At 64.0% G+C, this 26,183-nt stretch carries 17 protein-coding genes and 1 pseudogene; 10 read left to right on the forward strand and 8 right to left on the reverse strand.

Annotation, left to right across the window (positions count from 1 at the left end):
* Nucleotides 1-2: 2 nt before the first annotated feature.
* Complete coding sequence (locus GA0004734_RS18765) at nucleotides 3-1,481, reverse strand: MDR family MFS transporter (protein WP_092936873.1); 1,479 nt, start codon at nucleotides 1,479-1,481, stop codon at nucleotides 3-5.
* Nucleotides 1,482-1,954: 473 nt separating this feature from the next.
* Here GA0004734_RS18765 and GA0004734_RS18770 point away from each other — a divergent pair, with 473 nt between their 5' ends.
* The 8 genes from GA0004734_RS18770 (at nucleotide 1,955) to GA0004734_RS18805 (ending at nucleotide 16,300) form a co-directional block, all read left to right on the forward strand.
* Entirely contained in the window at nucleotides 1,955-8,980 is a 7,026-nt protein-coding gene (locus tag GA0004734_RS18770) for a beta strand repeat-containing protein (RefSeq protein WP_092936875.1), read from the forward strand.
* A gap of 250 nt (nucleotides 8,981-9,230) precedes the next feature.
* Nucleotides 9,231-10,835, forward strand: coding sequence for an ABC transporter substrate-binding protein (locus GA0004734_RS18775; protein ID WP_245292594.1), 1,605 nt, complete (start codon nucleotides 9,231-9,233; stop codon nucleotides 10,833-10,835).
* 69 nt (nucleotides 10,836-10,904) lie between these two features.
* The gene (locus tag GA0004734_RS18780) at nucleotides 10,905-11,921 is read left to right on the forward strand and encodes an ABC transporter permease (protein ID WP_092938167.1); all 1,017 of its coding nucleotides are present in this window, start codon (nucleotides 10,905-10,907) and stop codon (nucleotides 11,919-11,921) included.
* Nucleotides 11,922-11,958: 37 nt separating this feature from the next.
* Nucleotides 11,959-12,831: an ABC transporter permease gene (locus GA0004734_RS18785; protein ID WP_092938169.1), complete on the forward strand. Its 873-nt coding sequence runs from the start codon at nucleotides 11,959-11,961 to the stop codon at nucleotides 12,829-12,831.
* Nucleotides 12,832-12,841: 10 nt separating this feature from the next.
* Nucleotides 12,842-13,711 (forward strand): ABC transporter ATP-binding protein, encoded by an 870-nt coding sequence (locus tag GA0004734_RS18790; RefSeq protein WP_245292543.1) that lies wholly within the window; start codon nucleotides 12,842-12,844, stop codon nucleotides 13,709-13,711.
* On the forward strand, nucleotides 13,708-14,466 hold the full coding sequence (locus GA0004734_RS18795) for an ABC transporter ATP-binding protein (RefSeq protein ID WP_092936881.1): 759 nt from the start codon (nucleotides 13,708-13,710) through the stop codon (nucleotides 14,464-14,466). Before GA0004734_RS18790 ends, GA0004734_RS18795 begins: the two co-directional genes overlap by 4 nt.
* A complete protein-coding gene (locus GA0004734_RS18800; RefSeq protein ID WP_245292544.1) occupies nucleotides 14,463-15,248 on the forward strand; it encodes a FadR/GntR family transcriptional regulator in 786 nt (261 codons plus the stop codon). The genes GA0004734_RS18795 and GA0004734_RS18800 overlap by 4 nt, the downstream gene beginning before the upstream one ends.
* A gap of 14 nt (nucleotides 15,249-15,262) precedes the next feature.
* The gene (locus tag GA0004734_RS18805) at nucleotides 15,263-16,300 is read left to right on the forward strand and encodes an alpha/beta fold hydrolase (protein ID WP_245292545.1); all 1,038 of its coding nucleotides are present in this window, start codon (nucleotides 15,263-15,265) and stop codon (nucleotides 16,298-16,300) included.
* 3 nt (nucleotides 16,301-16,303) lie between these two features.
* Here the strand turns inward: GA0004734_RS18805 and GA0004734_RS18810 are convergent, their stop codons facing one another.
* Both GA0004734_RS18810 and GA0004734_RS18815 read right to left on the reverse strand, forming a co-directional pair.
* On the reverse strand, nucleotides 16,304-17,452 hold the full coding sequence (locus tag GA0004734_RS18810; protein WP_092936887.1) for a mandelate racemase family protein: 1,149 nt from the start codon (nucleotides 17,450-17,452) through the stop codon (nucleotides 16,304-16,306).
* A gap of 67 nt (nucleotides 17,453-17,519) precedes the next feature.
* Complete coding sequence (locus tag GA0004734_RS18815) at nucleotides 17,520-18,953, reverse strand: aldehyde dehydrogenase family protein (RefSeq protein ID WP_092936889.1); 1,434 nt, start codon at nucleotides 18,951-18,953, stop codon at nucleotides 17,520-17,522.
* Nucleotides 18,954-19,183: 230 nt separating this feature from the next.
* Here GA0004734_RS18815 and GA0004734_RS18820 point away from each other — a divergent pair, with 230 nt between their 5' ends.
* Together GA0004734_RS18820 and kdgD are read left to right on the forward strand one after the other, a co-directional pair.
* Nucleotides 19,184-19,939, forward strand: coding sequence for a FadR/GntR family transcriptional regulator (locus GA0004734_RS18820; protein ID WP_348626098.1), 756 nt, complete (start codon nucleotides 19,184-19,186; stop codon nucleotides 19,937-19,939).
* Nucleotides 19,940-20,018: 79 nt separating this feature from the next.
* Entirely contained in the window at nucleotides 20,019-20,951 is a 933-nt protein-coding gene (gene kdgD / locus GA0004734_RS18825; protein WP_092938170.1) for a 5-dehydro-4-deoxyglucarate dehydratase, read from the forward strand.
* A 67-nt stretch (nucleotides 20,952-21,018) separates the two neighbouring features.
* Here the strand turns inward: kdgD and GA0004734_RS18830 are convergent, their stop codons facing one another.
* From GA0004734_RS18830 to GA0004734_RS18850, 5 genes and pseudogenes are all read right to left on the reverse strand, one after another.
* Nucleotides 21,019-21,882 (reverse strand): transglycosylase SLT domain-containing protein, encoded by an 864-nt coding sequence (locus GA0004734_RS18830; RefSeq protein ID WP_245292546.1) that lies wholly within the window; start codon nucleotides 21,880-21,882, stop codon nucleotides 21,019-21,021.
* Between the two features lie 140 nt (nucleotides 21,883-22,022).
* Nucleotides 22,023-23,072, reverse strand: a pseudogene (gene zwf / locus GA0004734_RS18835) (glucose-6-phosphate dehydrogenase); the annotation flags it as partial.
* Nucleotides 23,073-23,205: 133 nt separating this feature from the next.
* Nucleotides 23,206-23,964, reverse strand: coding sequence for an IS21-like element helper ATPase IstB (istB, locus tag GA0004734_RS18840; RefSeq protein WP_092930036.1), 759 nt, complete (start codon nucleotides 23,962-23,964; stop codon nucleotides 23,206-23,208).
* The gene (gene istA, locus GA0004734_RS18845; protein WP_139056207.1) at nucleotides 23,961-25,457 is read right to left on the reverse strand and encodes an IS21 family transposase; all 1,497 of its coding nucleotides are present in this window, start codon (nucleotides 25,455-25,457) and stop codon (nucleotides 23,961-23,963) included. Before istA ends, istB begins: the two co-directional genes overlap by 4 nt.
* A gap of 58 nt (nucleotides 25,458-25,515) precedes the next feature.
* Complete coding sequence (locus tag GA0004734_RS18850) at nucleotides 25,516-26,073, reverse strand: hypothetical protein (protein WP_175386559.1); 558 nt, start codon at nucleotides 26,071-26,073, stop codon at nucleotides 25,516-25,518.
* Nucleotides 26,074-26,183 lie beyond the last annotated feature (110 nt).

Below are 26,183 nucleotides of genomic sequence, written 5' to 3' on the forward strand. Positions count from 1 at the left end.
TGTCAGGCCTTGGCGTCGGCCGCTTCCGCAGGCTGGTCCTGATCGAGACGCTTCGGCACCCAGAGGCAGACGGGGACGATGAGGACCGTCATGACGAACATCACCAGAAAGGTAACATGGAGCGCCGCCTGCAGAGCCATGCGGACGGGCGCTGCATCGATTGCTGCCGCGCCTGTCCCGTCAAGCAGGCCGCGCAGCTGCTCGGGGGAGATTGCCCCGATGCCGCCGGCATGCGCAAGGCCGTAGCTGAGCACTGCACCCAGAATGGAGGCGCCGAGCGTGCTGCCGAGGTTGCGGGAGAACACGTTCGACGCCGTGGCGCTGCCGCGCTGCGACCAGCCGACGCTCTCCTGCGTGATGACCAGCGCGCAGATATTGAGCAGGCCCATGCCGACCCCCATGATCAGCGATCCCGCACCCGCCTGGGCGGGCGAGCTTTCCGGCGTCAGCAGCACGAGCAGGAAGGCCCCGGCAGGGATGAGCAGGCTTGCGACGAGCATGATCGGCCGCAGCCCGAAACGCGGGAACATGCGTGAGGCGAACGTGGCGCCGGCCGGCCAGCCGAGGAGCAGCATGGTCAGCGCGAAGCCGGCGACCAGAGGCGAACGGTCGAGCACCGTCTGCACATACATCGGCAGAAAGGTCGTCAGCCCCATGATCGCCATGCTGGCAAAGAAGATGGCAATGTTGGAGGCCGCGATCGGCCGGCGCAGCCAGAGATCGGGCGCGACCATCGGCGCTTCGGCACGACGCTCCTGCCAGAGGAACAGGCCGAGACTGACGACGAAGACGAGCACCGCCACGATCGTGTAGACAGGTGTCGCGGCCTCCACCTCGGTCAGCGCCACCATGAGCGCGGAGATGGAAATGGCGAAGAGCGCTGCGCCGAGAATGTCGATCGACGCCGTGCGCGTCAGCTTCTCCTCGTGCAGAAAGCGGATGAAGCCGAAGGCCGCGAGGATGCCGACGGGAATGTTGATCCAGAAGACCCAGGCCCATGGCAGGCTATGAATGATGAAGCTGCCGAGCAGCGGCCCGACGACGGCGGACAGTGCCCAGACGCTCGCGAGATAACCCTGCACCTTGCCGCGTTCGCGTCCGGGAAACAGGTCCCCGATGATCGTCATCGCGACCGGCTGGATCGCACCGGCGCCGACGCCCTGCAGCAGGCGGAACGCGATCATCGACGGCATGGACCAGGCAAAGCCAGCAAGCAGCGAGGATGCGAGAAAGACGGCGATGCCGAAGAGCACGATCGGCTTGCGCCCGTAGATATCCGAAAGCTTGCCGAACACGACAGTCGTTGCCGTCTGCGTCAGCAGAAATGCGGAGAACACCCAGCTGTAGAGGTTGAGCTGGCCGAGTTGTGCCGCGATTTGCGGCATGGCTGTCGAGACGATGGTTGCCTCGATCGCGATCATCGCCATGCTTGCCATGATCGCGGCAACGACGAGGCCGCGGTGAACATGCTTTTCCGTCATGAATGGGTTCCGGAGCGCCTTGCCGGCGTCGAGGGAGGGACATCGGCGGTCGGACGGCCGTCAGTAGACGACGACATGCGCCAGCGCACCCTTGCAGGCGCCGACTCTGCGTCGGTCGAGATCAGATCTCGCGCGCCTGCAGTGGACCCGTCGATCTCAAGGGTCAAGCCCGATAGTTTGTAAAACTTACATTCCCGCTCTCCATCATGTCAGCAACGGACGGGATGGCGAAAGGCACCATCTCCGCGGCTACCGACATGTCGTTTTCGCGCGACCACGCCGAGAATATAGAGGCGCATGCAATCCTTTCAGGTTGCTCACTTCAGGCTCATGCAAGCCAGAGGCAATACTCAAGACGGTAACCAGCCGTATCGATGGGGTGTTCGCCCATGCTCGTTCGGAAGGAGAGTTTTGTCCGTTGCAGGGCTCGGCGCCCGTCGTGAGTGGGCCGGTTAAGTGTGGGGATTGATAGCATGACGACAATTGCTTCCGGCCTGAGCGTCACGCAAATCCGGTCCCTGTCCACACCCGCCGTTGCGGCCTGGACGACCGAAGATGTCAGCTCCCTTTCCACGCTCCAGATCAAGGCCCTCTCCTCCGCTCAGATCGCCGCCCTCGACGTCGAGGATGTGGAGATTCTCAGCACCGAGCAGCTCAGCGCCATTTCCCGCGCGGCCATTGTCGGTCTGACGCTCGATCAGCTCAGCGCCCTGCACAAGACCGGCATCGAGGCGCTCTCCTCCTCCCAGGTCGGCGGAATGACGACGACGCAGATCGGCGCATTGACGACCGATCAGGCGGAAGCCCTGACGCCGGCCCAGATCAGAGCGCTGACCAGCGCCCAGATCGCCGCCCTGAGTGCGGAAGACCTCGCGACCTTTTCGACGGACGACATGAACGCGATCTCCGGCACCGCCATTCGCGGACTTCGGACGGATGTGCTGTCTGCGCTGACGAACGATCAGATTTCGGCTCTGAACACCGGCGCCGTCTCGAACCTGTCGAGCGACCAGATCGTCGCCCTGAGCAAGGATCAGGTCGAATCGTTCACCTCCTCACAGGTTTCCGCCCTCAGCTCGCTCCAGCTTGCGGCGCTCGAGCCGGAAGATGTCGACGTTCTTTCCATCGAGGACGTCGCGGCGATCTCCATCCGGTCGATCGCCGGTTTGCGTATTGGCAGCCTGTCGAATGACAGGCTGTCCGCGCTCTCGCCTGCGCAGGTCTCCGCTCTGGGGGCATCGCAGATTTCCTCGTTGAGCACAGGGCAGCTGGCGGCCTTCAACAGCGGTCAGATCGTAGCGCTGGCACCGAGATCCGTCGCAGCCTTGACCACGGACCAGATGGTCGCCCTGTCCTCGGACCAGATCGGCGGTTTGTCCTTCACGCAGGTCAAGAGCCTCACCTCCACGCAGGTCTCCGCCCTGTCGTCCAGCCAGATCGCCGCATTGTCGACGTCTGCGATGTCCGCCGTGACGGCGCAGACATTTTCCGGAATTCAGCCGGACGCCATCCCCGGGCTGACGGACGGTCACATTACGGCGCTCGCGACCAGCGTCATCGCCAGTCTGAGCAGCCGGCAGATCGAGGCGCTGAACGGCGCGCAGCTGGAAGCCCTCACACCCGTGCAGGTCAAAGCCCTCAGCTCGACCCAGCTGGCCGCCCTCGACGCTGACGATATCGCCAATTTCTCCCCCACCGATATCGCCGCCATCAGTGGCCAGGCCGTGCGAGGGCTGAAGACCGATGTCGTTGCGGCACTTTCAAACGCACAACTCGCTGCGCTCAGCACCGCCACCCTCGCCGCGCTGACGAGCACCCAGGTCAACGCCCTGACGACCGAGCACCTGCCGGCCCTGCTCCCGGCGCAGATCGCCGCTCTCAGTGCAGTGCAGATCAGCGGCTGGGGTTCGGAGCAGTTTGAGACGCTCTCCACGGCGCAGATCGCAAAGCTCGGCCCGCAGACGATTGCAGGCCTCAGCACACTGCAAATCAGCAGTCTGACGGCCGAGAAGACGGCAGCCCTCACCTCTCAGCAAGCTCGCGCACTGAACGCAACGCAGATCTCGGCCTTTAGCGCCGCCGCGTTGGCCTCCTTCTCGTCCGCGGCCATAGCGGCCATTTCAACGTCCGCCATCCGGGGGCTGGGCACCAGCACTCTGGCGATCCTGTCCACAGACCAGATCGCGGCGTTCACCTCTAGTCAGACGGGCGCCCTGACGACGCTACAGCTATCGGCCATGAGCAGTCTGCAGGTCGAGGCCCTCTTACCCGGACAGATCCGAGCCCTCTCCGCGACACAGCTTGCCGCGCTCGATACTGCAGGCATCGGTACCTTCTCGACCGAGGACATGACCGCCATTACCAACAGGGCGATCTCGGGCCTGCAGACCGACATTCTCGCCGCGCTGTCGAGCGACAAGATCGCGGCCCTGAGCACAAGCGCCATCGTCAGCCTGACGTTTGCCCAGATCGAGGCCCTGCAGACGGGCCAGGTTGCCGCGCTGTCGTCCGATCAGATCAAGGCCCTGACCGCTTCTCAGCTTTCTGCCCTCGGCGCGGATGATATCGCTTCTCTCTCGGCCGACAATATCAGAGCGATTTCCAAATCGTCCCTGTCCGGCCTGACGACGGACGTGGCCGCAACGCTTTCGACAGCGCAGATTGCCGCTTTGACGACAACGCAGGTTGCCGGACTAACGAAGGGACAGCTGGCCGCAATGGGCACGGCGCAGATCGAGGTTCTGTCACCAACACAGATGGCCGCCCTGACGTCCGTGCAAATCTCCGGCTTGAGCGACGAGGCTATCGCCGTCCTCTCCACGGACGATGTCGCGGCGATGACCACGACGGCGGTTCAGGGCCTCAATATTGCAGCCCTTTCAGGAAACCAGCTGGCTGCGCTGACGACCGCGCAAGTCGCAGCTTTGCGGACAACGCAGATTGCGGCACTGTCGGCAGATCAGATCGGGTCGCTCTCGACCGCACAAGTGGCTGCTCTGAACGCGAATTCGGTGGCGGTACTTTCGACGGCGCAAATGGCTGCCCTCAGCACGGCCCATCTTGCGGCTCTCAGCACCACCCAGGTCGCACGGTTGACCGCGCAGCATTTCACCGTGCTCAACACGAGCGATATGGCGGCATTTTCAGTTCCCAATGTTGCCGCGATCAACAGCCGCGCCCTTTCCGGCCTCAGCGCCGATGCCGTGGCGACGCTTGGGACTGCCAAGATCGCCGCCTTGGGAACATCGGCCATCGCAAGCCTGACGACGGCGCAGATCGAGGCGCTCGGGACGGCGCAGGCCGAGGCGCTGTCGTTGGTCCAGATCCGCGTGCTGACCGCAGCACAGCTCGCCGCGCTCGGCGCCGATGACATCGCGACCTTCTCGAAGGAAGAGTTCGCGGCCATCAGCACCACAGCCATATCGGGCCTCAGTGGCGATGTGATGGAAAGTCTGACCGCGGACAAGATCGGCGCGCTGAGCACGGGTGCGATCGCGCGGCTGACGACCACGCAGATCTCGGCGATGGCCGCAAGCCAGATCGCGTCCCTCTCGGTCGCTCAGGTCAAGGCCCTGAGCGTTGCGCAGATGGCCGCACTTGAGGTCGAGGATATCGCCGCCTTCCCGACTGCAAACATCGCCGCCCTCGGCAGCCAGGCACTCTCGGGCATCGGTACGGATCTCGTTGCGGCCCTTTCCACCGCACAGGTCGCAGCGCTGGGGACGGCTGCGCTGGCCGGCCTCTCGACCCTGCAGGCGTCGGCTTTCTCCACCGGGCAACTCGCCGCCCTTTCCGCTTTGCAGGTCAAACAGCTGACGTCCGCGCAGATGGAAGCGCTCGCCGAGAACATTTCCGTCTTCTCAACCGATCAGGTAGCCGCCATGACGCCGCTTGCGATCGGCGCGCTCGGGACCGACCAGATCGCAGCCCTCAGCGACATGCAACTGGCGACGCTGACCTCCGCTCAACTGGGCGGGATGACATCCCAGCAGATGGCCGGGTTTAGCACGGCGGATATCGTTGCGTTCTCCGCACAGCGCATCGGGTCACTAAGCAGCAGCGCGGTCAGTGGTCTCTCGACCGCCCAGATCGCAGCGCTTGGTGCGGACCAGATCGTCAATCTCTCCACCCGGCAGGTCGCCGGCTTGAGCTCGGCCCAGATCGGTGCCCTCGCAACGGCCAACGTCGCCGTGCTCTCGACGGCGCAGATCGCAGCGCTTTCGAGCGCGGCGATTTCCGGCTTCACCTCGCAGCACGTCGCCGTGTTGACGACGGACCAGGCGGAAGCGCTGACCAGTGTCCAGGTGGGGAACCTGACGTCGGGTCAGATGTCGGGCCTCCGGTCGGACGACATGGCCACCTTCTCGACGAGGGATATCGCAGCTATTACATCCACTGCGATTGCCGGCCTGACCACGGACACGATCGCCACGCTCTCCACGAACCAGATCGCCGCTCTCAGCGCGTCCGGCATGCACGGCTTGACCACCCGGCAGCTGGCAGCGCTGCAGACAGAGCAGGTGGAAGCCCTGACCGGTGTGCAGATCGCAGCCCTTAGCTCGTCCCAGCTATCCGCGCTGTCCTCCAGCGCCATCGCCACTTTCACGACACGCGAGATCGCCGCGATCGATGCGGCTGCCATCGTCGGTCTGTCTTCCGCTACCATTGCATCGCTTGATCCAAGCAAAATTGCAGCATTGAGCACTGCGGCTGTCGCAGCCCTCGGCTCCCGCCAGATCGACGCCCTGAGCGCAGACCAGATCGCAGCGCTGACCCGTGCTCAGCTGGGCGCCCTCACCTCCCGGCAGACGGCCGTGCTGACCTCCACCGACATCCAGGCCATCCTGCCCAGGAACTTCAGCGCTCTCTCGTCCGATGCGATGGCGGGGCTGACCTCCGAGGCCGTCACTGCTTTGACGAACGACCAGATCGCCGCCATCAGCGCGAGCGGCATCAGCGGGCTCAGCACATCGTTGATCGCGCATCTGAGCAGCACGCAGGTGCAGGCTCTTGGCACCACCCAGATCGCTGCCCTGAGTTCACGACAGGTGGCCGTTCTCGCTGCCAGCGATGTCGCCGCGATGACGGCGACACAGATCGCCGCGCTGAGCGCCGCAGGCGTTGCCGGCCTGACCACCCAGCAGATCGGCGCACTGAGTGCCGATCAGGCGGAAGCTCTGAACGGCGTCCAGATCGCAGCTCTTGGCTCGCGGCAGCTGGCAGCGCTCGGCACCGGCGCGCTTGCCCGCTTCAGCCTTACCGATATCGCTGCCATTTCCGCCTCGGCCATTGCCGGCCTGTCCACGGCGACGATCGCAACGCTTTCGGCCGAGGGCGTCGCTGCTCTCAGCACCGGCAGCATTGCCGGCCTGAGCAGCATGCAGATCGCAGCCCTATCGAGCGACCAGGTCGATGGCCTGACAACCGCGCAGGTCGCAGCACTCACCTCCAAACAGGTTGCCGCACTCGGGACAGCAGCCGTCGCGGTCCTCTCTCTCCGCCAGATGGCCGCTCTGAGCGCCGACGGCGTCGCTGGCCTCACGGCCACGCAGATCGCCGCCCTGACCACGGACCAGACGGCTGCCTTCACGCCGACGCAGGTCGCAGCACTGAGCTCCGCCCAGGTCGCAGCGCTGGCCAATGAGGATCTCGACGGCTTCTCGACGGCGGATATCGCCGCCTTCGGCTCTGCGGCTATCCCCGGCCTGTCAACGACGGCGATCGTGTCGCTGTCTGCGGAACAGGTCGCAGCCCTCAGCGCCTCCGGCGTGGCGGGGCTCAGCACCGATCAGATCGCTTCGCTGAACAGTGACCAGATCGAAGCGCTGACGACCGCGCAGCTTGGTGCGCTCTCCTCCCGGCAGGCGTCCGTTCTGGGAACCGAGGATATTGCCCTCTTGTCTCCCGCCCAGATTGGCGCATTGGGTACGAGCGGCATTGCCGGTCTCTCCACGGCCGCGATCTCCATCCTCACGATCGATCAGGTCAAGGCTCTGACGGCCGTTCAGATGGGAACGCTTTCGTCGCAACAACTGGCCCTGCTCAGCACCGATGCCTTGGACAACCTGGGTACGGGGCAGCTCGCGGCGATCAGCTCTCTCGCTATTCCCGGCCTCTCCACGACGGCGATCGCATCGCTCTCCCTGAACCAGATCGCCGCACTCGGCACATCTGCGATTGCAGGCCTCGGCACGGCACAGATCGCAACTCTCAGCGTCGATCAGGCCGAAGCGCTGACGGCGTCGCAGATCGCGGTGCTCGATTCCCGCCAGCTGGCGGCCCTCGGCGCGGATGATATCGACCGCTTCACCACAAGCGAGATCGCCGCCATCAGCTCGACGGCCATCGCGGGTCTCTCGTCGGCCATGCTCTCCTCATTGACGCAGCAGCAGATCGCGGCCCTGAGCCCGGGCGGCATTTCGGGGCTCGCCTCGACGCAGATCGCCGCCCTCACCTCCAGCCAGATCGAGGCCCTGAGCCTCGCACAGGTCGGTGCGCTGACCTCCGCCCAGATCGGCGCCCTGACGACGACCGGCATCGCCGGTCTTTCGGATAACCAGCTTGCCGCCCTGAGCATCAAGGGCCTTGCCGGCATCAGCAGCGGTCAGGCAGCAGCGCTCAGCGCCGCACAAATGCAGGTCCTGTCAACCGGCCAGATCGCGGCGCTGAGTTCGGAGGCCATTGCGGGCCTCACGACGGACAGCCTCGCAACGCTGAAGCCCGCCAAAATCGGCGCCCTCGGCTCGACGGCCGTAAAGGGTCTCCCGACCGCCTTCATCGCTGCGCTGTCTCTCACCGAAATCGCCGGCCTCGGGACGGGCACCGTTGCCGGGCTGACGAGCGCGCAGCTTGGCGTGCTGAGCGCCGAGCAGGTGGATACGCTCACGACCAGCCAGATCACCGCCCTCAGCCAGAGCGGTCTCGCTGGCCTGACCACGACGCACCTCGCAACCTTCTCTGCGCAGGATATCGCCGCGATCTCGCCGGGCGCTATCAAAGGATTGAGCACAACGATCGTTTCCGGCCTGACATCGACCAGTATCGCGGCTTTGACGACCGGCCAGGTCGCGGCCCTCGGTTATAGTCAGGTCAGCGCCCTGACCCCGGCGCAGATCGAGATGCTCACGACATCGCAGGTCGGCGCCTTCGGCCTGATGCAGGCGGCGGCCCTCGGCTCGGACGATCTGGTCCGGCTGACGCCGGAACATATCATTGCGCTCGGCACCGGCGCGATCTCCGGTTTGAGCACGCGCGCCATTTCGGGCCTCACCGTTGCACAGGCAGAGGCCTTCACGCCCGCCCAGATCAACGGCATGACCTCCGCGCAGCTGCAGGCCCTGACGGACGTGGCGATCAACGCCCAGACGACCACGAGCACCTCCAGTGCCCGGGTCGCCTCGGGTTCGGAGACGTCCAGCGCGCAAAGCGAGGCCTCCGCCACATCCGAACAGCCGAGCGAAAGCAGTGCCTCGCTGATCATGTCGATGCTGAGCGTCTAGCAGGGTGACAGGAGCGCCGCGCTCCTGTCCCGATACCATCCGGCCGCTCGTTCTTGACGTGTCGGACAGCTGAATCCTATGCAACCCCATCATGCGATCATCGCTGCCTTTGGCCGCGTCTGTCCTCCCGTGTGTGCAGCCCTCTTGCGCATCCAACCAAATCCGATTGACAGTCAAGGTAGGACATCATATCTCTTGTTTCGGAGTTGAGGAACGGAATGCTGCTGGGGAGCAGCGTGTGGAGGAAATGATGCATCGCATGATCAAAGCACTGTCGACGATTTTGGTTGGTTCCACCTTGCTGACCAGCCCGGCATGGGCAGAAACGCCGCCGAATATGCTGGTTGTCGGCTTTTCCATGAGCAATATCCTGACGCTGGATCCCGCCGCCATTACCGGCAAGGAGACGGTACAAGTCCTCGCCAACATATATGATAACCTTGTTGGGCTCGACGCCGTCAACCGCGCGCAGGTCAATCCGCAGCTCGCCGAGAGCTGGAGCATCAGCCCCGACAACACGGCAATCACCTTCAAGCTGAGATCCGGCGCGACCTTCGCCTCCGGCAACCCGGTGACCTCGGCTGATGTCATCTGGTCGCTGAAGCGCCTGCTGACGCTGAATCTCGCCCAGGCCTCGTTCCTCAAGACGCACGGCTTCACCGCCGCCAATGCCGACCAGAGCTTCACGGCACCCGACGAGACGACGGTCGTCATCACCCTGCCGAAGAAAGTCGATCCGGAGATCATCGTCCAGACGCTCGGCATCGTCGGCCCCGGCTCGGTGCTCGACAGCAAGGTCGTGATGGAACACGACAAGGCCGGCGATCTCGGCTCTGCCTGGCTCACCAACAATTCCGCAGGCTCCGGCCCCTACACGCTCGGTCAGTGGCGCTCCAACGAGCGCGTTATTCTCGACCGCAACGAGAGCTACTGGGGCGATGCGCCCGGCATGAAGCGCATCATGATGCGGCATCTGGCGGAATCCCAGAGCCAGCGACTGATGCTCGAAAAGGGCGATATCGACATTGCCTATTCGATGTCGGCAGCCGACCTGAAGGCGCTGGAGAAGAGCGACAAGGTTGAGGTGCAGACCAATGGCGGCAGCGGGTTCTACTACCTCGCCGTCTCCATGAAGGACGAGAAGTTCCAGAAGCCGAAGGTGCGCGAGGCATTGCGCTACCTGATCGACTATCAGGGGCTGAACGACACCGTGCTGCCCTACTTCGGGCGCCTGCGGGATCGTCCGATCCAGACCGGCCTTTTCGGCGCCCTGCCGAATGCCGGCTACAAACTGGACGTGGAGAAGGCAAAGGCGCTGCTGGCGGAAGCCGGTTATCCCGACGGTTTCTCGACCACGCTCCGCGCGATCTCCGACGCACCCTTCATGAATGCGGCGACGGCCATCCAGGCAACGCTGGCGCAGGGTGGCATCAAGGCCGAGATCATCACCGGCAGCGGCGACCAGATCTACGGCGCGATGCGCGAACGGAAGTATGAACTCCTCGTCGGCCGCGGCGGCGGCGGGCAGTTGCCGCACCCGGACAGCAACCTGCGCGCCATCGTCTACAATCCCGACAATGCCGACGAAGCCAAGCTGACCAATTTCCAGGGCTGGCGCACGTCTTTCTACGACGAAAAGATCAACAGCATGGTCGACGCGGCGCTCGTTGAGACGGACAAGGCGAAGCAGGTCAAGGATTACGAAGCGATCCAGACCTATTACGCCGATGTCGTACCGGCCATCCAGCCCTTCGCCGAGGTGGTCGACAGCGTCGGCTACCGCGCCGACATCAAGGGACTGGCGCTGAATCCGTCCTGGTCCACGCGGCTGCGCACGGTAACGAAGGAGCGCTAGCGCGCTTTGGCCGGCGTGCCCGCACGCCGGCTGCCGCCCCTCGACCCTTTGCATTTCAAGGACGCCGTCATGAATAATGCGCGCTTTTCTGCTTTCGGCAGGCAGGCAGGAACCATTCTGGTCACCCTCATCGGCCTTCTGATCCTCACCTTCTGCATCGGCCGCCTGATGCCGGTCGATCCCGTGCGCGCGATCGTCGGGGAGGAGGCGGACCGGGCAACCTACGAGATGGTTGCCGAGCGGATCGGGGCGAACCTGCCGCTCTACCAGCAGTTCTTCAAATATGTGAGCGACCTGCTTCACGGCGACTTCGGCGTCTCGATCCGCACCGGCCAGCCCGTCATCAACGATATCCTGCACGTGATGCCGGCAACGATCGAGCTTGCGACCTTCGCCATCATCGTCGGGGCCGGGCTCGGCATTCCCCTCGGCATTCTCGCAGCCGTACGCCGCAACAAGCCGGTCGATCACGTCATCCGCTTCCTGACGCTCATCGGCCATTCCATGCCGATCTTCTGGACCGGCATGATCGGCCTCATCGTCTTCTACGCGGCTCTTGATCTGGTGGGCGGCGGCGGCCGGTTGTCGGACTACTATATCGGCCTCGTGCCGGAGACCACGGGTTTCCTGCTGATCGACTCGATGCTGGCCGGGGACTGGGAGGTCTTCCGGGATGCCGTCAACCACCTGCTGCTGCCGGCGAGCATCCTCGGCTATTCCTCCATGGCCTACATCACCCGCATGACCCGCAGCTTCATGCTGGACCAGTTGAACCAGGAATATGTGACGACGGCGCGGGTGAAGGGTCTCTCGAAGAGCCGGACGATCTGGCACCATGCCTTCGCCAATATCCGCGTCCAGCTCGTCACCATCGTCGCGCTCGCCTATGGCAGCCTGCTCGAAGGCGCCGTGCTGATCGAGACCGTGTTCTCCTGGCCGGGCTTTGGCCAGTATATCACCAACAACATGCTGGTCGGCGATATGAACGCGGTGATGACCTGCGTGCTGCTCGTGGGCGTCATCTTCATCGGGCTCAATCTCCTGTCCGATGCGCTCTACAAGATCTTCGACCCGAGGACGCGCTGACATGACGACGAAAACCATCGACATCGGGACCGCAGCCATGACCGCTTCCAGTGAGAAAACCTACACGGCCTGGAGCCGCCTGCTCCGTGTTCTCAAAGACTTGCTCGCCAACCCCTCCTCCGGCTTCGGCCTCATTGTCATCGCGATCCTTCTCCTCACGGCGCTCGTCGCGCCCTGGATCGCGCCCTATGAGCCAAACATGATCAACCTCGCCCAGGCCCTCCAGCCGCCATCCGCCGCCCATCTGTTCGGCACAGACGAGCTGGGGCGCGATGTGCTGAGCCGCATCATCCACGGCTCGCGCATCAGCCTGACGATCATCACCATCGTCTCCGTCATCGTCGGTCCGCTCGGCCTTCTGGTCGGCACGACCGCCGGCTATTTCGGCGGCTGGTACGACACGGTCATGATGCGGATCACCGACATCTTCCTGTCCTTCCCGAGCCTCATCCTGTCGCTCGCCTTCGTGGCAGCGCTGGGCGCCAGCCTCGAGAACGCCATCATCGCCATCGGCCTGACCGCATGGCCGCCGATCGCCCGGCTGGCGCGCGCGGAAACGCTGACCTTCCGCAATGCGGACTACATCTCGGCGTCGCGCATGCAGGGCGCCTCCAGACTGCGCATCATCATCAAGTCGATCATGCCGATGTGCCTGCCCTCCGTGCTCGTGCGCGTCACGCTCAGCATGGCAACCGTCATCCTGACGGCCGCAGGCCTCGGCTTTCTCGGCCTCGGCGCCCAGCCGCCGCTGCCGGAATGGGGCGCGATGATCGCCACCGGCCGGCGCTACATGCTCGACAACTGGTGGCTGGTCGCCTTCCCCGGCGGCGCCATCCTTCTTGTCAGCCTCGCCTTCAACCTGCTCGGCGATGGCCTGCGCGATGCGCTCGATCCGAAACAGGGCCATTAGGGAGGCGACGATGGAAACGCAGATGGACAACCGCACGCCCCTCCTTCGCGTCGAAGGCCTGCGCGTCAGCTACCGAAACGGGCGAACCTTCACGCCCGTCGTCAAGGGCGTCTCCTTCGACCTTGGCCGCGAACGCCTCGGCATCGTTGGTGAATCCGGCTCGGGCAAATCGACCATCGGTCGCGCGCTCCTCAAGCTGCTGCCAACCGCGCGGATCGAGGCAGACCGGATGGACTTCGAGGGCACCGATCTTCTGGCCGCGACGGAACGGCAGATGCTCTCGATCCGGGGGCAGCGAATCTCCATGATCCTTCAGGACCCGAAGTTCTCGCTGAACCCGGTGCACCGGGTCGGCGACCAGATCGCCGAAGCCTATCGCGTTCACAACAAGGCCTCCGCCAAGGTGGCACGCGATAAAACGCTCGCCATGCTCGAAGCGGTGAAGATCCGCGATCCCGAGCGGGTCTATGGCCTCTATCCGCACGAGGTCTCCGGCGGCATGGGCCAGCGTATCATGATCGCCATGATGCTGATCCCCGAGCCGCAGATCATCATCGCCGACGAGCCAACCTCGGCGCTCGATGTGACGGTGCGCATGCAGGTGCTGAATATCCTGAACGAGCTTGTGACCAACAAGGGCATCGGCCTGATCATGATCAGCCACGACCTGAACCTCGTGCGCAATTTCTGCGACAGGGTGCTGGTCATGCGCCATGGCGAAGTGGTGGAGGAGCGCGCGGCGCGCGACATGCAGAATTGCGTCCACCCCTACACCCGCGGCCTGCTCGCCGCGCAGCCGCATATCGGCGGAAGCCGCCGCCCCTTGCCGGTGCTCAACCGCGAGCCGGCGGCGCGCATCACGGAAGAGGCCCAGCCATGAACGCCATCGATGTTCGCAACGTATCGATCGACCTTGGCTCCGGCGCCGCCAAGCGTCGGATTCTCGGCGACGTCACGTTCTCCGTCAAGCCGGGGGAATCCTTCGGGCTGGTCGGCGAGTCCGGCTCCGGCAAATCGACCATCCTGCGCTGCATCGCCCGGCTGCTGACGCTCTGGGACGGCACGATCGAGATGGAAGGCACGTCGATCAAGGACATGCCCTTTGCCGACTATTGCCGCATGGTGCAGATGGTGTTTCAGGACCCGTACGGTTCGCTCCACCCGCGCCAGTCGATCCGCACGGCGTTGCAGGAGCCCTTGCGCATCCACCGCATGGACCGGCAGCTGGAGCGGATGGAACGGGCGCTGACCGATGTCGGGCTCGACCCCGCTTTTCTCGCCCGCTATCCGCACGAGCTTTCCGGCGGGCAGCGCCAGCGCGTCGCTATCGCGCGCGCGCTCATCCTCGAGCCGCGCATCCTGCTTCTCGACGAGCCGACGTCCGCGCTCGACGTCTCCGTTCAGGCCGAAGTGCTGAACCTGCTGGCGGACCTGCGGACCCGGCGCAACCTCACCTATCTCTTCGTCAGCCATGATCTGGCGGTAATCGACCATATGTGCGAACGACTGGCGGTGATGCAGCATGGGCGCGTGGTGGAAATCATGGATCGCTCGGTTCTCTCGACGGGCAAGGCGAACGACCCCTATGCCCGGGAGCTGATCGAAGCGAGCCTTGCCTACGACCAGGCCGTTTGACGGTTCACCGCCCGCTGGAGGGGCTCTACGCCATGACGATAGATGCCGACAAGTCTGCTCCGCTTCCCGCTGCCGCGCGCAGGCGGGAGACGTTGAGCTCGCAGGTCGTCCGCACGCTCGCCGACCGCATCCGGCAAGGGGAATACTCCCGCGGCTCGCAACTACCGACGGAGAAGGTGCTGATCGACGAACTCGGCGTCAGTCGAACGGTGGTGCGCGAAGCGATCGCCAATCTGAGGGCGAGCGGCCTCGTTTCCATCCAGCACGGGGTCGGCGCTTTCGTTCGCGATGATGCGGGTATTCCACCCTTCCGGCTTGCCCCTGAAAGGCTGACCATGGTGGAGAACCAGTTGAAGGGTCTCGAACTTCGCATCGGCATCGAGTCCGAAGCTGCGGCGCTGGCGGCCGAACGTCGTACGCAAGTCGACATCGACGCCATGGCCGCCGTCTGCGACGCGATGGACGACGCCATCCGGGATATCGTCCGCGACAGCCAGACGGATTTCGAGTTTCACTGTGCGGTGGCCAAGGCCAGCCAGAACGAGCATTTCTTCGGCATCTTCAACTATCTGGGCGAAACGCTGATGCCGCGCATGCGGTTGCAGACCAAGGATGTGGAAGACGCGGTATTTCAGGCGAATCTCGCGCGGGTCAACAACGAGCACCGTCTGGTCCTCGCCGCCATCGCGGAGCGCGATATCGACGGCGCCCGGCTAGCGATGCGGCAGCATCTGACGGTCAGCCGCGACCGGATGATCGAACGCATGCGCCGCGGCGGATGATCGACGGCGAGAACATGCCGGATCTCGCAAGGCGACTGCGGAATAGAAACGTTTTCGCCTGGAACTTCGATCCGGCCATGTCGGATGTCGTGACGTGGCGGAGCACGACGCTCGCCGCCGTGCGCGGCGCGCTTGTCGTCGAGCCTGTCGCCAGGCCCTCCGCGACGCTTGTTGCCGAGTGGGAGGATGACGGGCTTCTCGGTCAGCATCTCCAGCTTGGTTTCTCCAACGGAGAGGCCGCCGATGCCTATCTGCTCCGCCCGTCTGCGAAGGGGCCGACGCCTGGCATCCTGCTGCTCCACGATCACGGCTCCTTCTTTTCCATCGGCCGACAGAAGCTGATCCGGCGCCCTGACGAGGCGAGAGAGACGGCCGCGCTATCGGATGACTGGGTCGCCCGTCTTTACGGTGGCCGCCATATCGGAAATTCTCTGGCGCGTCGCGGGTACAGCGTTCTCTGCGTCGATGCACTGGGCTGGGGCGGCAGGGCTGGAACCGGATATGAGGGGCAGCAGGCGCTGGCGGCGAACCTCATGCAGTTCGGCCAGTCGCTGGCCGGCGTCGTCCTTCAGGAAGATCTGGAAGCCTTTGCGTTCCTCAAGCATCTCGACGGGATCGACCCGGAACGCGTGGCGAGCTTCGGCTTTTCGATGGGTGGTGCGCGAGCCTGGCAGTTGGCCGCCCTCTCGCCCGATGTGAAGGCCTGCGTGTCCGGGGGATGGATGGGAACGCTTGCCGGCCTGATGCAGCCCGGCAGCAACCAGCTGCGCGGCCAGTCCGCCTTCTACATGCTGCATCCCGGCATCGCCGGTCGGATCGATTATCCCCATCTCGCAGCGCTTGCCGCGCCCAAGCCTGCCCTCTTTCTCAGCGGCCGCGACGACCGGCATTTCCTGGAAGCCATCGCCACGGAGGCCTTCCGCCAGATGCATACGATCTGGGATGCCATCGGTGTACCGAATGCGCTCCGGACACAGATGGTGCCCGGCGGCCATGTCTTTGCGGTGCAGCAGCAGGACGACGCGATCGACTGGCTCGACCGCGTCCTCTGAAGCTCAGCCGACGAGGTTCGCGTCGATGAAGTCGAAGTTGATGTCTTCGCCGAGGCCCGGCTTGTCGGAGATGTGAACGTAGCCGTCCGCGTCCATCGGATCGACGAGACCGTTCAGATACTCGAAGCCGTCATCGTATTCCAGGAAGGGATGCAGCAGTCCGCGCTCGTACCAATTTGCATTCTTCGAGCAGGCGGCAATGATGAGATTCGGCGCGCCGTTTCCATGAATCTCGCAGTTCATGCCGAAGGATTCGGCGAGATGCATGCACTTCATGGCCGGACTGATGCCGCCGACATCGTGAACACCGGTCCTCAGGATGTCGCAGGCTTTGGTCGCGATCCATTCGGCACGGCTGAAGTGTTTGCCGCCGGCGCTTTCCGGGCCGAGAACGGGTATATCCAGGTTCTCGGAAAGCCATGCGTAGGACATGGAGCTCTGCTCGTCCATCGGCTCCTCGATCCAGTCGAAACCGAGCGCCTCCAGCCCTCGACCGAGCTTCAGGGCGTCGGTCCGGGTATACCAATGGAACGCGTCGATCATCAGGTGAATATCCGGACCAACGGCTTCGCGCACCGCCGCGCAGGCCTTGAGATCCATGGTCACATCCGGCGCCCAGGATACCGGTGGCATCCAGGTGTGCAGCTTGATGCCCTTGTAGCCGCGCGCGACGAGCTTTTCGGCAAACCGGCCGTAATCCTCCGGGGTCGCCAAGCCGTTCTCCAGCTCGTCGCCGCACATGATCGAGCCATAGGCGAGCATCTTCTCGCGGTAGGTGCCGATCAGCTTGTGGACGGGCATATTCAGCTTGCGCCCGGCGAGATCCCACAGCGCGCAATCGACGATCGCCAGCGTCCTGTCGGTCAACTGCGCCGCGCTGCCGCGCTGCCAGTGCGCCAGCTCCTGCCAGAGCCGTTCGCGCGCGAAGGGGTCGGCGCCGATCAGCACTTTCTTCACGAACTTCTCGATGACATGCGGGCGCACAACCTCGGGCGCCGCGAAGCAATAGCCTTCGCCGCCCTCGTCATCGACGATGGTCAGGAGCGCGAGGTTCACCTTGTGTGCCGGACCCGGATGGGCATGGCCAGCCGTGTCCTGATGGCGATAGGTGGTGTGGGCAAAGACGCGCACGTTGACGTCGACGATTTTCACGGAATGTCCTCCTCGGATAGGCGCGGCTGATGCCGCTGCCGGTCATTGTGGTATGCGTGCGCCTCGATCAGGCCAGCGTGTAGGCCGTCTTCACCACGGTGAAGAACTCGGCGGCATAGCGGCCCTGTTCGTGCGGGCCGAACGAGGAGGCCTTGCGGCCGCCGAACGGCACATGGAAATCGACACCGGCTGTGGGCAGATTGACCATGACCATGCCGGCCTCCGCATTGCGCTTGAAGTGTGTCGCGTGCTTCAGGCTGGTGGTGGCGATGCCCGCCGACAGACCAAACGGCGTGTCGTTGGAGATGGAAAGCGCCTCGTCATAATCCCGAGCCCTGATGACGCTGACCACCGGCCCAAAAATCTCCTCGCGCGAGATGCGCATCTGGTTGGTCGCTTCGGTGAAGAGCGTCGGCTGAAGGTAGAAGCCGGGCGTTTCGCGCGTCAGCACCTCGCCGCCGAAGGCCAGCCTGGCTCCCTCGGCCTTGCCGATGTCGATGTAGTCGGTGTCCTGCCTCAACTGCCGCTCGTCCACCACGGGACCGATATGCGTACCGGGCTTCATGGCGTTATCCACCGTCAGCGTCTTCAGCCGCTCGGTGAGCGCCGCGACGAAACGGTCGTGGATGCCTTCGGTGACGATCAGCCTGGAAGATGCGGTGCAGCGCTGGCCGGTGGAGAAGAAGCCTGAATTGGCGGCTGCCTCGACCGCGACCGAAAGGTCGGCATCATCGAGAACCACCATCGGGTTCTTGCCGCCCATTTCGAGCTGGAACTTGCGGTTATGCTCGATGGAGGCGAGAGCAACCCGCTTGCCGGTGCTCGTAGAGCCCGTGAATGTGAGGCCGGCCAGATCCGGGCTGTCGAGCAGCGCTTGCCCGACGACGGAGCCGCGCCCCATGACGAGGTTCAGCACGCCCTTGGGGAGGCCCGCGCGGTGGAGAATGTCCACGATCGCCCAAGCGCAACCGGGAACGAGATCCGCCGGCTTGAAAACGACCGTATTGCCATAGCAAAGCGCCGGCGCGATTTTCCAGGCGGGTATGGCGATCGGAAAATTCCAAGGTGTAATGATGCCGATGACGCCAAGCGGCTCACGCGTCACCTCGACGCCGATCCCCGGCCGCGCAGACGGTACGGTCTCGCCCGTCAGACGCAATGCTTCGCCTGCGAAGAAATCGAAGATCTGGGCCGCGCGCGTCACCTCGCCGATCGCCTCGGGAAGCACCTTACCCTCCTCCCGCGCCAGCAGCGCGCCGAGTTCTTCCTTGCGCGCGAGAATTTCGTCAGACGCCTTCCGCAGGATAGCGTGGCGCTCCAGAATGCCGGAACGCGACCATGCCGGAAACGCAGCTTTGGCTGCGGCGATGGCGTCATTCGCATCGTCGGCGCTGGCCTGGGCGTAGAGACCGACGACGTCGTTGGTATCCGACGGGCTCAGGTTCCGGGAGGCCTGCGCCCCGACCCACTCGCCGGCAATAAGGTTCTGGTAAATGGTCATGTTCGTCTCCTCCACACATCCGCCCGAGTCAGGCGCGTTTCCGCCAGCGATCGATCGCTTCGAGCCCAAACGTCCCGCCTCCAGCAAAAGCGCTTGTTATCATATAACTGACGTATGTCATCCTATAAGACTTCAGGTTGACGTCAATTAATTTCTTCCGCCATCAGCGCCATATGGTTTATCTCTATGTTAAAAGCAGACGAAACAACGCGTTCGCAGAGCGGGGATACGTGAAGAGATCGGACCACGACATGCAGGGTGCGCCGGGGCGCAAAGGGCGGAACCTTGTGGCCACCGTCAGCCACAGGCTGCGTGCCGCCATTGCGGACGGCACACTGAAGCCGGGCGACAAACTGGCGAGCGAGAGTGGCTTGACGGAGGAGCACCAGGTCAGCAGGACCGTGATCCGCGAGGCCATCGCGTCCCTGCGGGCAGACGGGCTGGTGGAGGTGCGGCATGGCGTCGGCGTGTTCGTTCTGGCCACGCAACCCAAGCCGCAGGGCGGCCTGCAAAGCGTCGATCCCAACCGCGTGTCATCCATCATCGAGATGCTGGAGGTTCGCGCTGCGATCGAAATCGAGGCCGCGGGCCTTGCTGCCGGGCGCTGTTCCCCGGCGCAGCAGGAGCTTGTTTTCGAGGCTCTGCACGTGATGAACAACCAGATTGCATCGGGCACGGCCACGGTGGAGAGCGACCGCGCGTTTCACCTTGCCATTGCCGACAGCACCAACAATCCCCGCTTCCGTGAACTGCTGCAGGCCATCGGCGAGCAGATGATACCGCGCTCTCTTCTGGGTAACGACAGGCCGGAGGCCACGCCCGCCGACTACCTCTCGCAGATCCAGCAGGAACACGAGACCATCGCCCGCGCTATCGCCGACCGGGACGAAGGCGCCGCGCGGGATGCGATGCGCAACCATCTGAAGGGCAGTCAGCAGCGTTACCGGGCTCTGATGCGCAGTACGCGCAGCACTGCGACGGAATAGATCATACAACCATTGACAGAGATATTATCTCTAGCTATCGTCCTCCGGAATGCAACGTCTGGAGAACATCCCCGTGTCCATGGATCCCATCGAACTGAAGCACGCGCTCGGCGCCGGCCTCTTGTCCTTCCCCGTCACCCCGTTCGGCGCCGACGGGCTGTTCAACCGCAAGGCCTATGAGGCGCATGTCGGCTGGTTGGCCGGTTTCGATGCGACGGTTCTGTTCGCCGCCGGCGGAACGGGGGAGTTCTTCTCGCTGGAGCCTTCGGAAATTCCCGAGATCGTCGCGGCCGCCAAGGCTTCTGCCGGAGCCACGCCGATCGTTGCGGGCTGCGGTTACGGCACGCGCATCGCAGTCTCCATAGCAACATCCGCGGAAAAGGCCGGCGCCGACGGCATCCTGCTCTTGCCGCATTACCTGATGGATGCGAGCCAGGAAGGCCTCTACCAGCACATCAAGACCGTCTGCCAGTCCGTCTCGATCGGGGTCATGGTCTATAATCGCGACAATTCGATCCTGACGGCGGACACGCTGTCGCGCCTTTGCGACGCCTGCCCCAACCTTGTTGGCTTCAAGGACGGCTCCGGCGACATCGCACTGGTGCGCCGCATCACGGCGACGATGGGCGACCGCCTCACCTATCTCGGCGGCATGCCGACAGCGGAACTCTTCGCCGATGCCTATCTCGGCGCCGGCGTGACGACCTATTCCTCGGCCGTCTTCAACTTCGTGCCAGCGCTGGCCCAGCAGTTCTATACGGCGCTTCGTGCCGGCGACACCGCGACCACCAACCGCATCCTGATCGACTTCTTCTACCCGTTCATGGACATCCGCAATCGGCAGAAGGGCTACGCGGTCTCCGCTATCAAGGCCGGCGTCCGGCTGATGGGCTTCGACGCCGGCCCCGTCCGCGCGCCGCTGACCGACTTGACGGCAGAAGAGGTGCGGATGATGGAAGCGCTCTGCGAGCCCTACCGGAACATGACACCGGTCTCGCAGGCCGCTGAGTAACGGCCGGAACGCGCAGTTCTGAAGGCCCGGCATTGTCGGGCCTTTTTGCGTTGGCGCGGATGAAGGGTCAGCGATGGGGCCTGTTGCGAAAGACGATGCAGGCGACGCCGGTTTTCCGTACGATGGTGCAAAGGGCATCCGCCTCCTGCCGGTTCTCGCGCGCGATGCGGGCGGCGTAACGGGGCCGGTAGCCGAAATTGCCGCCGCGCTGGCGGACGAGAAGGGCGCGCTCGGCATTATAAGGCGCGGGTAGCCGAGCGACGGCCAATGTGAACAGCTTCATCGCGGTGGCCGGATTGTAGTGCCCGGCAAGCTGCACGCCCCACGGCGCCCAGTCAGCCGAGCCGGCGAGGACGGGATCGCGGATGATGCGGCTGGTCGCAAGCGCGATGCAGGCATCCAGAAACGGCTTCGCCGTATCGAGCACCGGGGCCGCGCTCTCGGGCGGGCTGGTTTTCCAGATCTCGGCGGAATGTCCGGTGATGGCGAAGACGTAATCCTGCGTTTCCAGCGGCAGCCTTCCCCTCGAGAGAAAACGTGAAAGTCCGCCCTCCCCTGCATTGTAGGCCGCCGCGGCAAGGCCAAAATTGCCGAACCGCGTACCAAGCTCCTGCAAGTAGGCCGAGGCTGCATCGAGCGACTGAATGACGTCGAAGCTGTTGCCGAGCCCACGCGCCCGCGCCGTGCCCGGCATGAACTGCGCGATGCCTTCCGCACCCTTGGGGCTGACGGCCTCCGGCCGGAACAGGCTTTCGCGCCAGAGCAATCGTGCGAAGTAATCCGGCGGCAGATCCGACCGTTTCGCGAAATGCTCGATCGCCCGGCAAAGATCGCCGTTGAAACTCTTCTTGCGGATACAGAGCGAAGGTGATGCCGCCCCGCCCTCGTACAGACAGCCGGCGTCACGCTCTTCCTTGGTCTGGGCTGCCACCTCCGGTACCTGTATGGGTAAGAGACATGCGCTGAGGACTGCGACACGAAGGGCTGCGAAGATCGTGCGCCCGCCCAGCCGGGACGTATCCACCTCGTCCCGGCAGAACGCAGCCTGCGCTCGCAGCTCCATCCCGCGCGTCAACGGGTGACGAGATCGTGCCAGGCAAGACCATCGCGGGCGAGCAGATCCGCTGCCATGTCCGGCCCGAGCGAGCCGGGCGCGTAGGGCTCAGGTGCTCCGCCTTCCGCCCAGTGGTCGAGAAACGGCTGGACGGCCCGCCAGCCGGCCTCCACCGCATCCGCCCGCTGGAACAGGGTCTGGTCGCCGGTCAGGATATCGTAGATCAGCGTCTCGTAGCCATTCAGCCGACCGATATCGAACAGGCCGGCATAGCGGAAATCCATCACCGCAGGCTCCACCGCCACGCCGATGCCAGGTCGCTTGATGAGCATATCAAGGCTGATTCCCTCGTCTGGCTGGATCTGAATAACGATGCGGTTCGGCGGCAGATGCGCGTTCTTGAGGCGCGGGAACTGCGCGAACGGCACGGGTTTGAACGTGACGATGACCTCCGTATCCCGCACGGTCAACGCCTTGCCCGTGCGCAAGTAGAATGGCACCCCGGCCCAGCGCCACGTGTCGATCATCAACTTCAGCGCGACATAGGTCTCCGTGGTGCTATCCGTTTTGACGTCGGCTGTTTCGGTATAGGCGGGAATGGTGCGATCACCGATGGTTCCGGCCGTGTAGGCGCCACGCACGCTGTTTTCGGCTGCCTCCTCCGGCTCGTAAATCCGGATTGCGCGCAGCACCTTCGCCTTCTCGTCGCGCACGGCCTCCGCATCGAAGCTGATCGGCGGCTCCATCGCCACCATGGACAGAAGCTGGAACAGGTGGTTCGGCACCATGTCGCGAAGCGCGCCGGTACCGTCGTAGAAGCTGCCGCGCGTGCCGACATCCACAGTTTCCGCCGCCGTGATCTGGATATGGTCGATGCTGTCGCTGTTCCACAGCTTCTCGATCATCATGTTGGCAAAGCGCAGCGTCATGATGTTCTGGACCGTTTCCTTGCCGAGGAAATGGTCGATGCGGTAGACCTGCGTTTCCGCCACACGGGCCAGAATACGCGCGTTCAAAGCCTTCGCGGATGCCGCATCATGCCCGAACGGCTTTTCGATCGCGATGCGGTGTCAACGGCGGAGTAAAATCCTGCCACGCGGCGGCGCAAAAGTCGGCCACTTGTGGCGCGCGCATGAGACCGCCGGGAGGGCTTAGGCCCGAGCGGGGGTCTCATGCGCGCGTTGCGATTTTCGAAGGGCGTCAGCCGGCCTTTCGGGCGCGGCTTTGGGCGAGACGATAGCTGTCGCCGTTCATCTCGAGGATGCTGACGTGATGGGTGATGCGGTCGAGCAAAGCGCCGGTCAGGCGCTCGGACCCCAAGGTTTCCGTCCATTCGTCAAAAGGAAGGTTGCTGGTGATCAGGGTCGCGCCTCGCTCGTATCGTTGCGAGATCAGCTCGAACAGCAATTCCGCGCCGGTCTTTGACAGCGGCACGAAGCCCAGTTCATCGATGATCAACAGCTGGTAGGCGGCCATCTGCTTCTGGAACCGGATGAGACGCCGCTCGTCGCGCGCCTCCATCATCTCGCTGACCAGTGCGGCCGCTGTCGTGAACCCAACGGACAGGCCCTTCTGGCAGGCGGCCAGGCCGAGGCCGAGCGCCACATGGGTCTTGCCCGTGCCGCTGGGGCCGAGAGCGATAACGTTCTCCCTGCGCTCGATCCATTCGCAGCGCGCCAGTTCCAGCACCTGCATCCTGTTCAGCTTTGGGATGGCGGCGAAGTCGAAACTGTCGAGGCTTTTGACGACCGGGAACCTGGCCGCCTTGATGCGACGCTCGACCTTGCGACGGTCCCGTTCGATCATCTCCCGCTCGGCAAGCCGGGTGAGGTATCCGACATGATCGACGCCTTCGGTGGCGCACAGCCGGGCCAGCTTCTGGTACTCGCGCTGGAAACTCGGCAGCTTCAGGGTTTTGAGATAATGGGTGAGAAGGATCTCGGGTGCTTGGGTGTTCATGCGACTTCTCCCGCATCCGACGACAGGAGACGCATATACGCCTTCGCCGATGTCGTCTCGACCGTCGCCCTCGGCAAATACGGGTAGATGGACAGGTCCAGTCTGGGCGGCCGGCGTTCCACCCGGCACAGGATCAGATGCTTGACGGCGTCAAAGCCAATGGCGCCAAGCTGGATCGCCTGCTTCACCGCCGCATGCAGATCGGCGAGTTCGAAGCTCTCCAGCAGGCGGAGGACCTGCACGTACTCACGCCGGCCGTGTTTGGCCATGCGGCCTTCCATCAACCGGCGCAGCGTAGCGAACTCTTGCGGCAAGTCCCAGCCCTGGAGGGGCGCTGCCTGATCCAGCGAATTGATCTTCTGCTCGATCAGCGGCAGGTAATGGACAGGATCGAAGACGACGTCTTCCCGTTCCCAGCACCGAGGATGGCGGGCGATGATCTCGCCACGGCCACCAATGACCACTTCGTTGACATAGCCGCGCACCCACACATCCTGATGGCCATAGGCGACCGGGACGGAATAGTCGTTGGTCTTGTAGCGCACCAGCGACTGCGCCGTCACCTTGGCACTTGCCTGGTCGCAGGCATCAAATGGCGAGGCTGGCAAGGCGCGCATGGCAGCCAGATCGCGCCGCAAGCGCTCGCCGATCGTCTCGCTCTCGCCGCGCAGCCTGTCGCGCTGGCGCTTCCGGCACTGCTCCTCCAGAAAGGTGTTGAACGCCTCCCATGTCGCAAACTGCGGGATCGGTACCATGAAGTTGCGCCGGGCATAGCCGACGAGACCCTCGACGTTCCCCTTGTCGTTGCCCTTGCCGGGACGGCCATAGCGATCCCGGATAAGGTAGTGGGACAGGAAGCCGCTGAACAACGTCGCGCGCTTGCGGGTGCCGTCAGGCAAAATCTTCGCCACCAGGCAACGGTCGTTGTCGTAGACGATCGATTGCGGCACGGCGCCGAAGAAAGCGAACGCATGGACATGGCCATCGACCCAGGCCTCGGCCACTGCCGCCGGATAGGCCCGCACGTAGCAGCCGTCGCTGTGCGGAAGGTCGAGCACGAAGAAATGCGCCTTCTGCTCGACACCGCCGATGACCACCATCGCCTCACCGAAATCGGCCTGCGCATGGCCGGGCGGATGCGACAGCGGCACGAACACTTCCTGGCGGCGCTGATCCCGCTCGCGCATGTAATCCTTGATGATCGTATAGCCGCCAGTGAACCCGCATTCGTCTCGAAGCCGGTCAAACACCCGCTTGGCCGTATGGCGCTGCTTGCGCGGCACTTGTCTGTCTTCGTCCAGCCAGTGATCGATCGTCGAGACAAACGCATCCAGCTTGGGCCGCCGGATCGGTGATTGTCGCTGATAGCCAGGTGGCGTCGAATAGGACAGCATCTTGGAAACGCTGTCGCGCGATATGTTGAAATGCTTTGCAGCCTGACGCCGGCTCATGCCTTCCGAGCAAGCCAGTCGAACCTTCAGATATAATTCCACGGTATAGATCCCCAGGCCCTCCTGCGCTCATTGCAGAAGAGAAATAGGTGGCCGACTTTTACGCCGCCCGAAGCGGGACAATCCCGCCGCTACCGTGGTCTAATTTTGCACCGCCGCTCTCAATGCGGCGAAAGGCGCCGTCGGCTTCCGTCGTCAGCCCGTGATCGGCGAGCTTCTCGACGATATCGCCGAAGAAGCGCGGTGGTACGGCGAGGTAGAAGACCGCGTTGCCGGTGATTTCGGCGGCGATCTCGGTGTAGATTTGATCTGCCGTGAAGTCTCCGGCGCGGTAGCGCAATTTTGGCCGCAGACTCTTCCAGGCCTCGCCACGCTGCGCGTCGCCTTCGCCGAAATGCCCGGCACTGAAGGTCTCGAGGCTCGTCCTGAGCATCTCGTCATCGCCGGCGTCCTTGCCGATGCCGAGCACGGTCGAGGACGGGTTGATCAGCCCTTCCCGCTCCATGTTGATGAGGGCGGGAACGAGCAGGCGGCGGGTGAGATCCCCGGTCGCGCCGAAAATCACCAGCGTGGCGGGCGGTGCGGGATCGAGATTGCCGAGGGCTGCGCCTGAAGTGGCGTCGGCGGTCTGCTGCACGCGGGCTGTCGGTGTCGTCACGCAGGTCTCCTTCACTGATAACAATCGCACCGCCATCCTCGTCGGCAGCACGCGCGGTCACCTAACAGATAGGGCGGATGGAACCGGGTTCACATGTCGAAGGCACGCAA

The sequence above is a fragment of the Rhizobium sp. 9140 genome, assembly GCF_900067135.1.
GTDB lineage: Bacteria > Pseudomonadota > Alphaproteobacteria > Rhizobiales > Rhizobiaceae > Ferranicluibacter.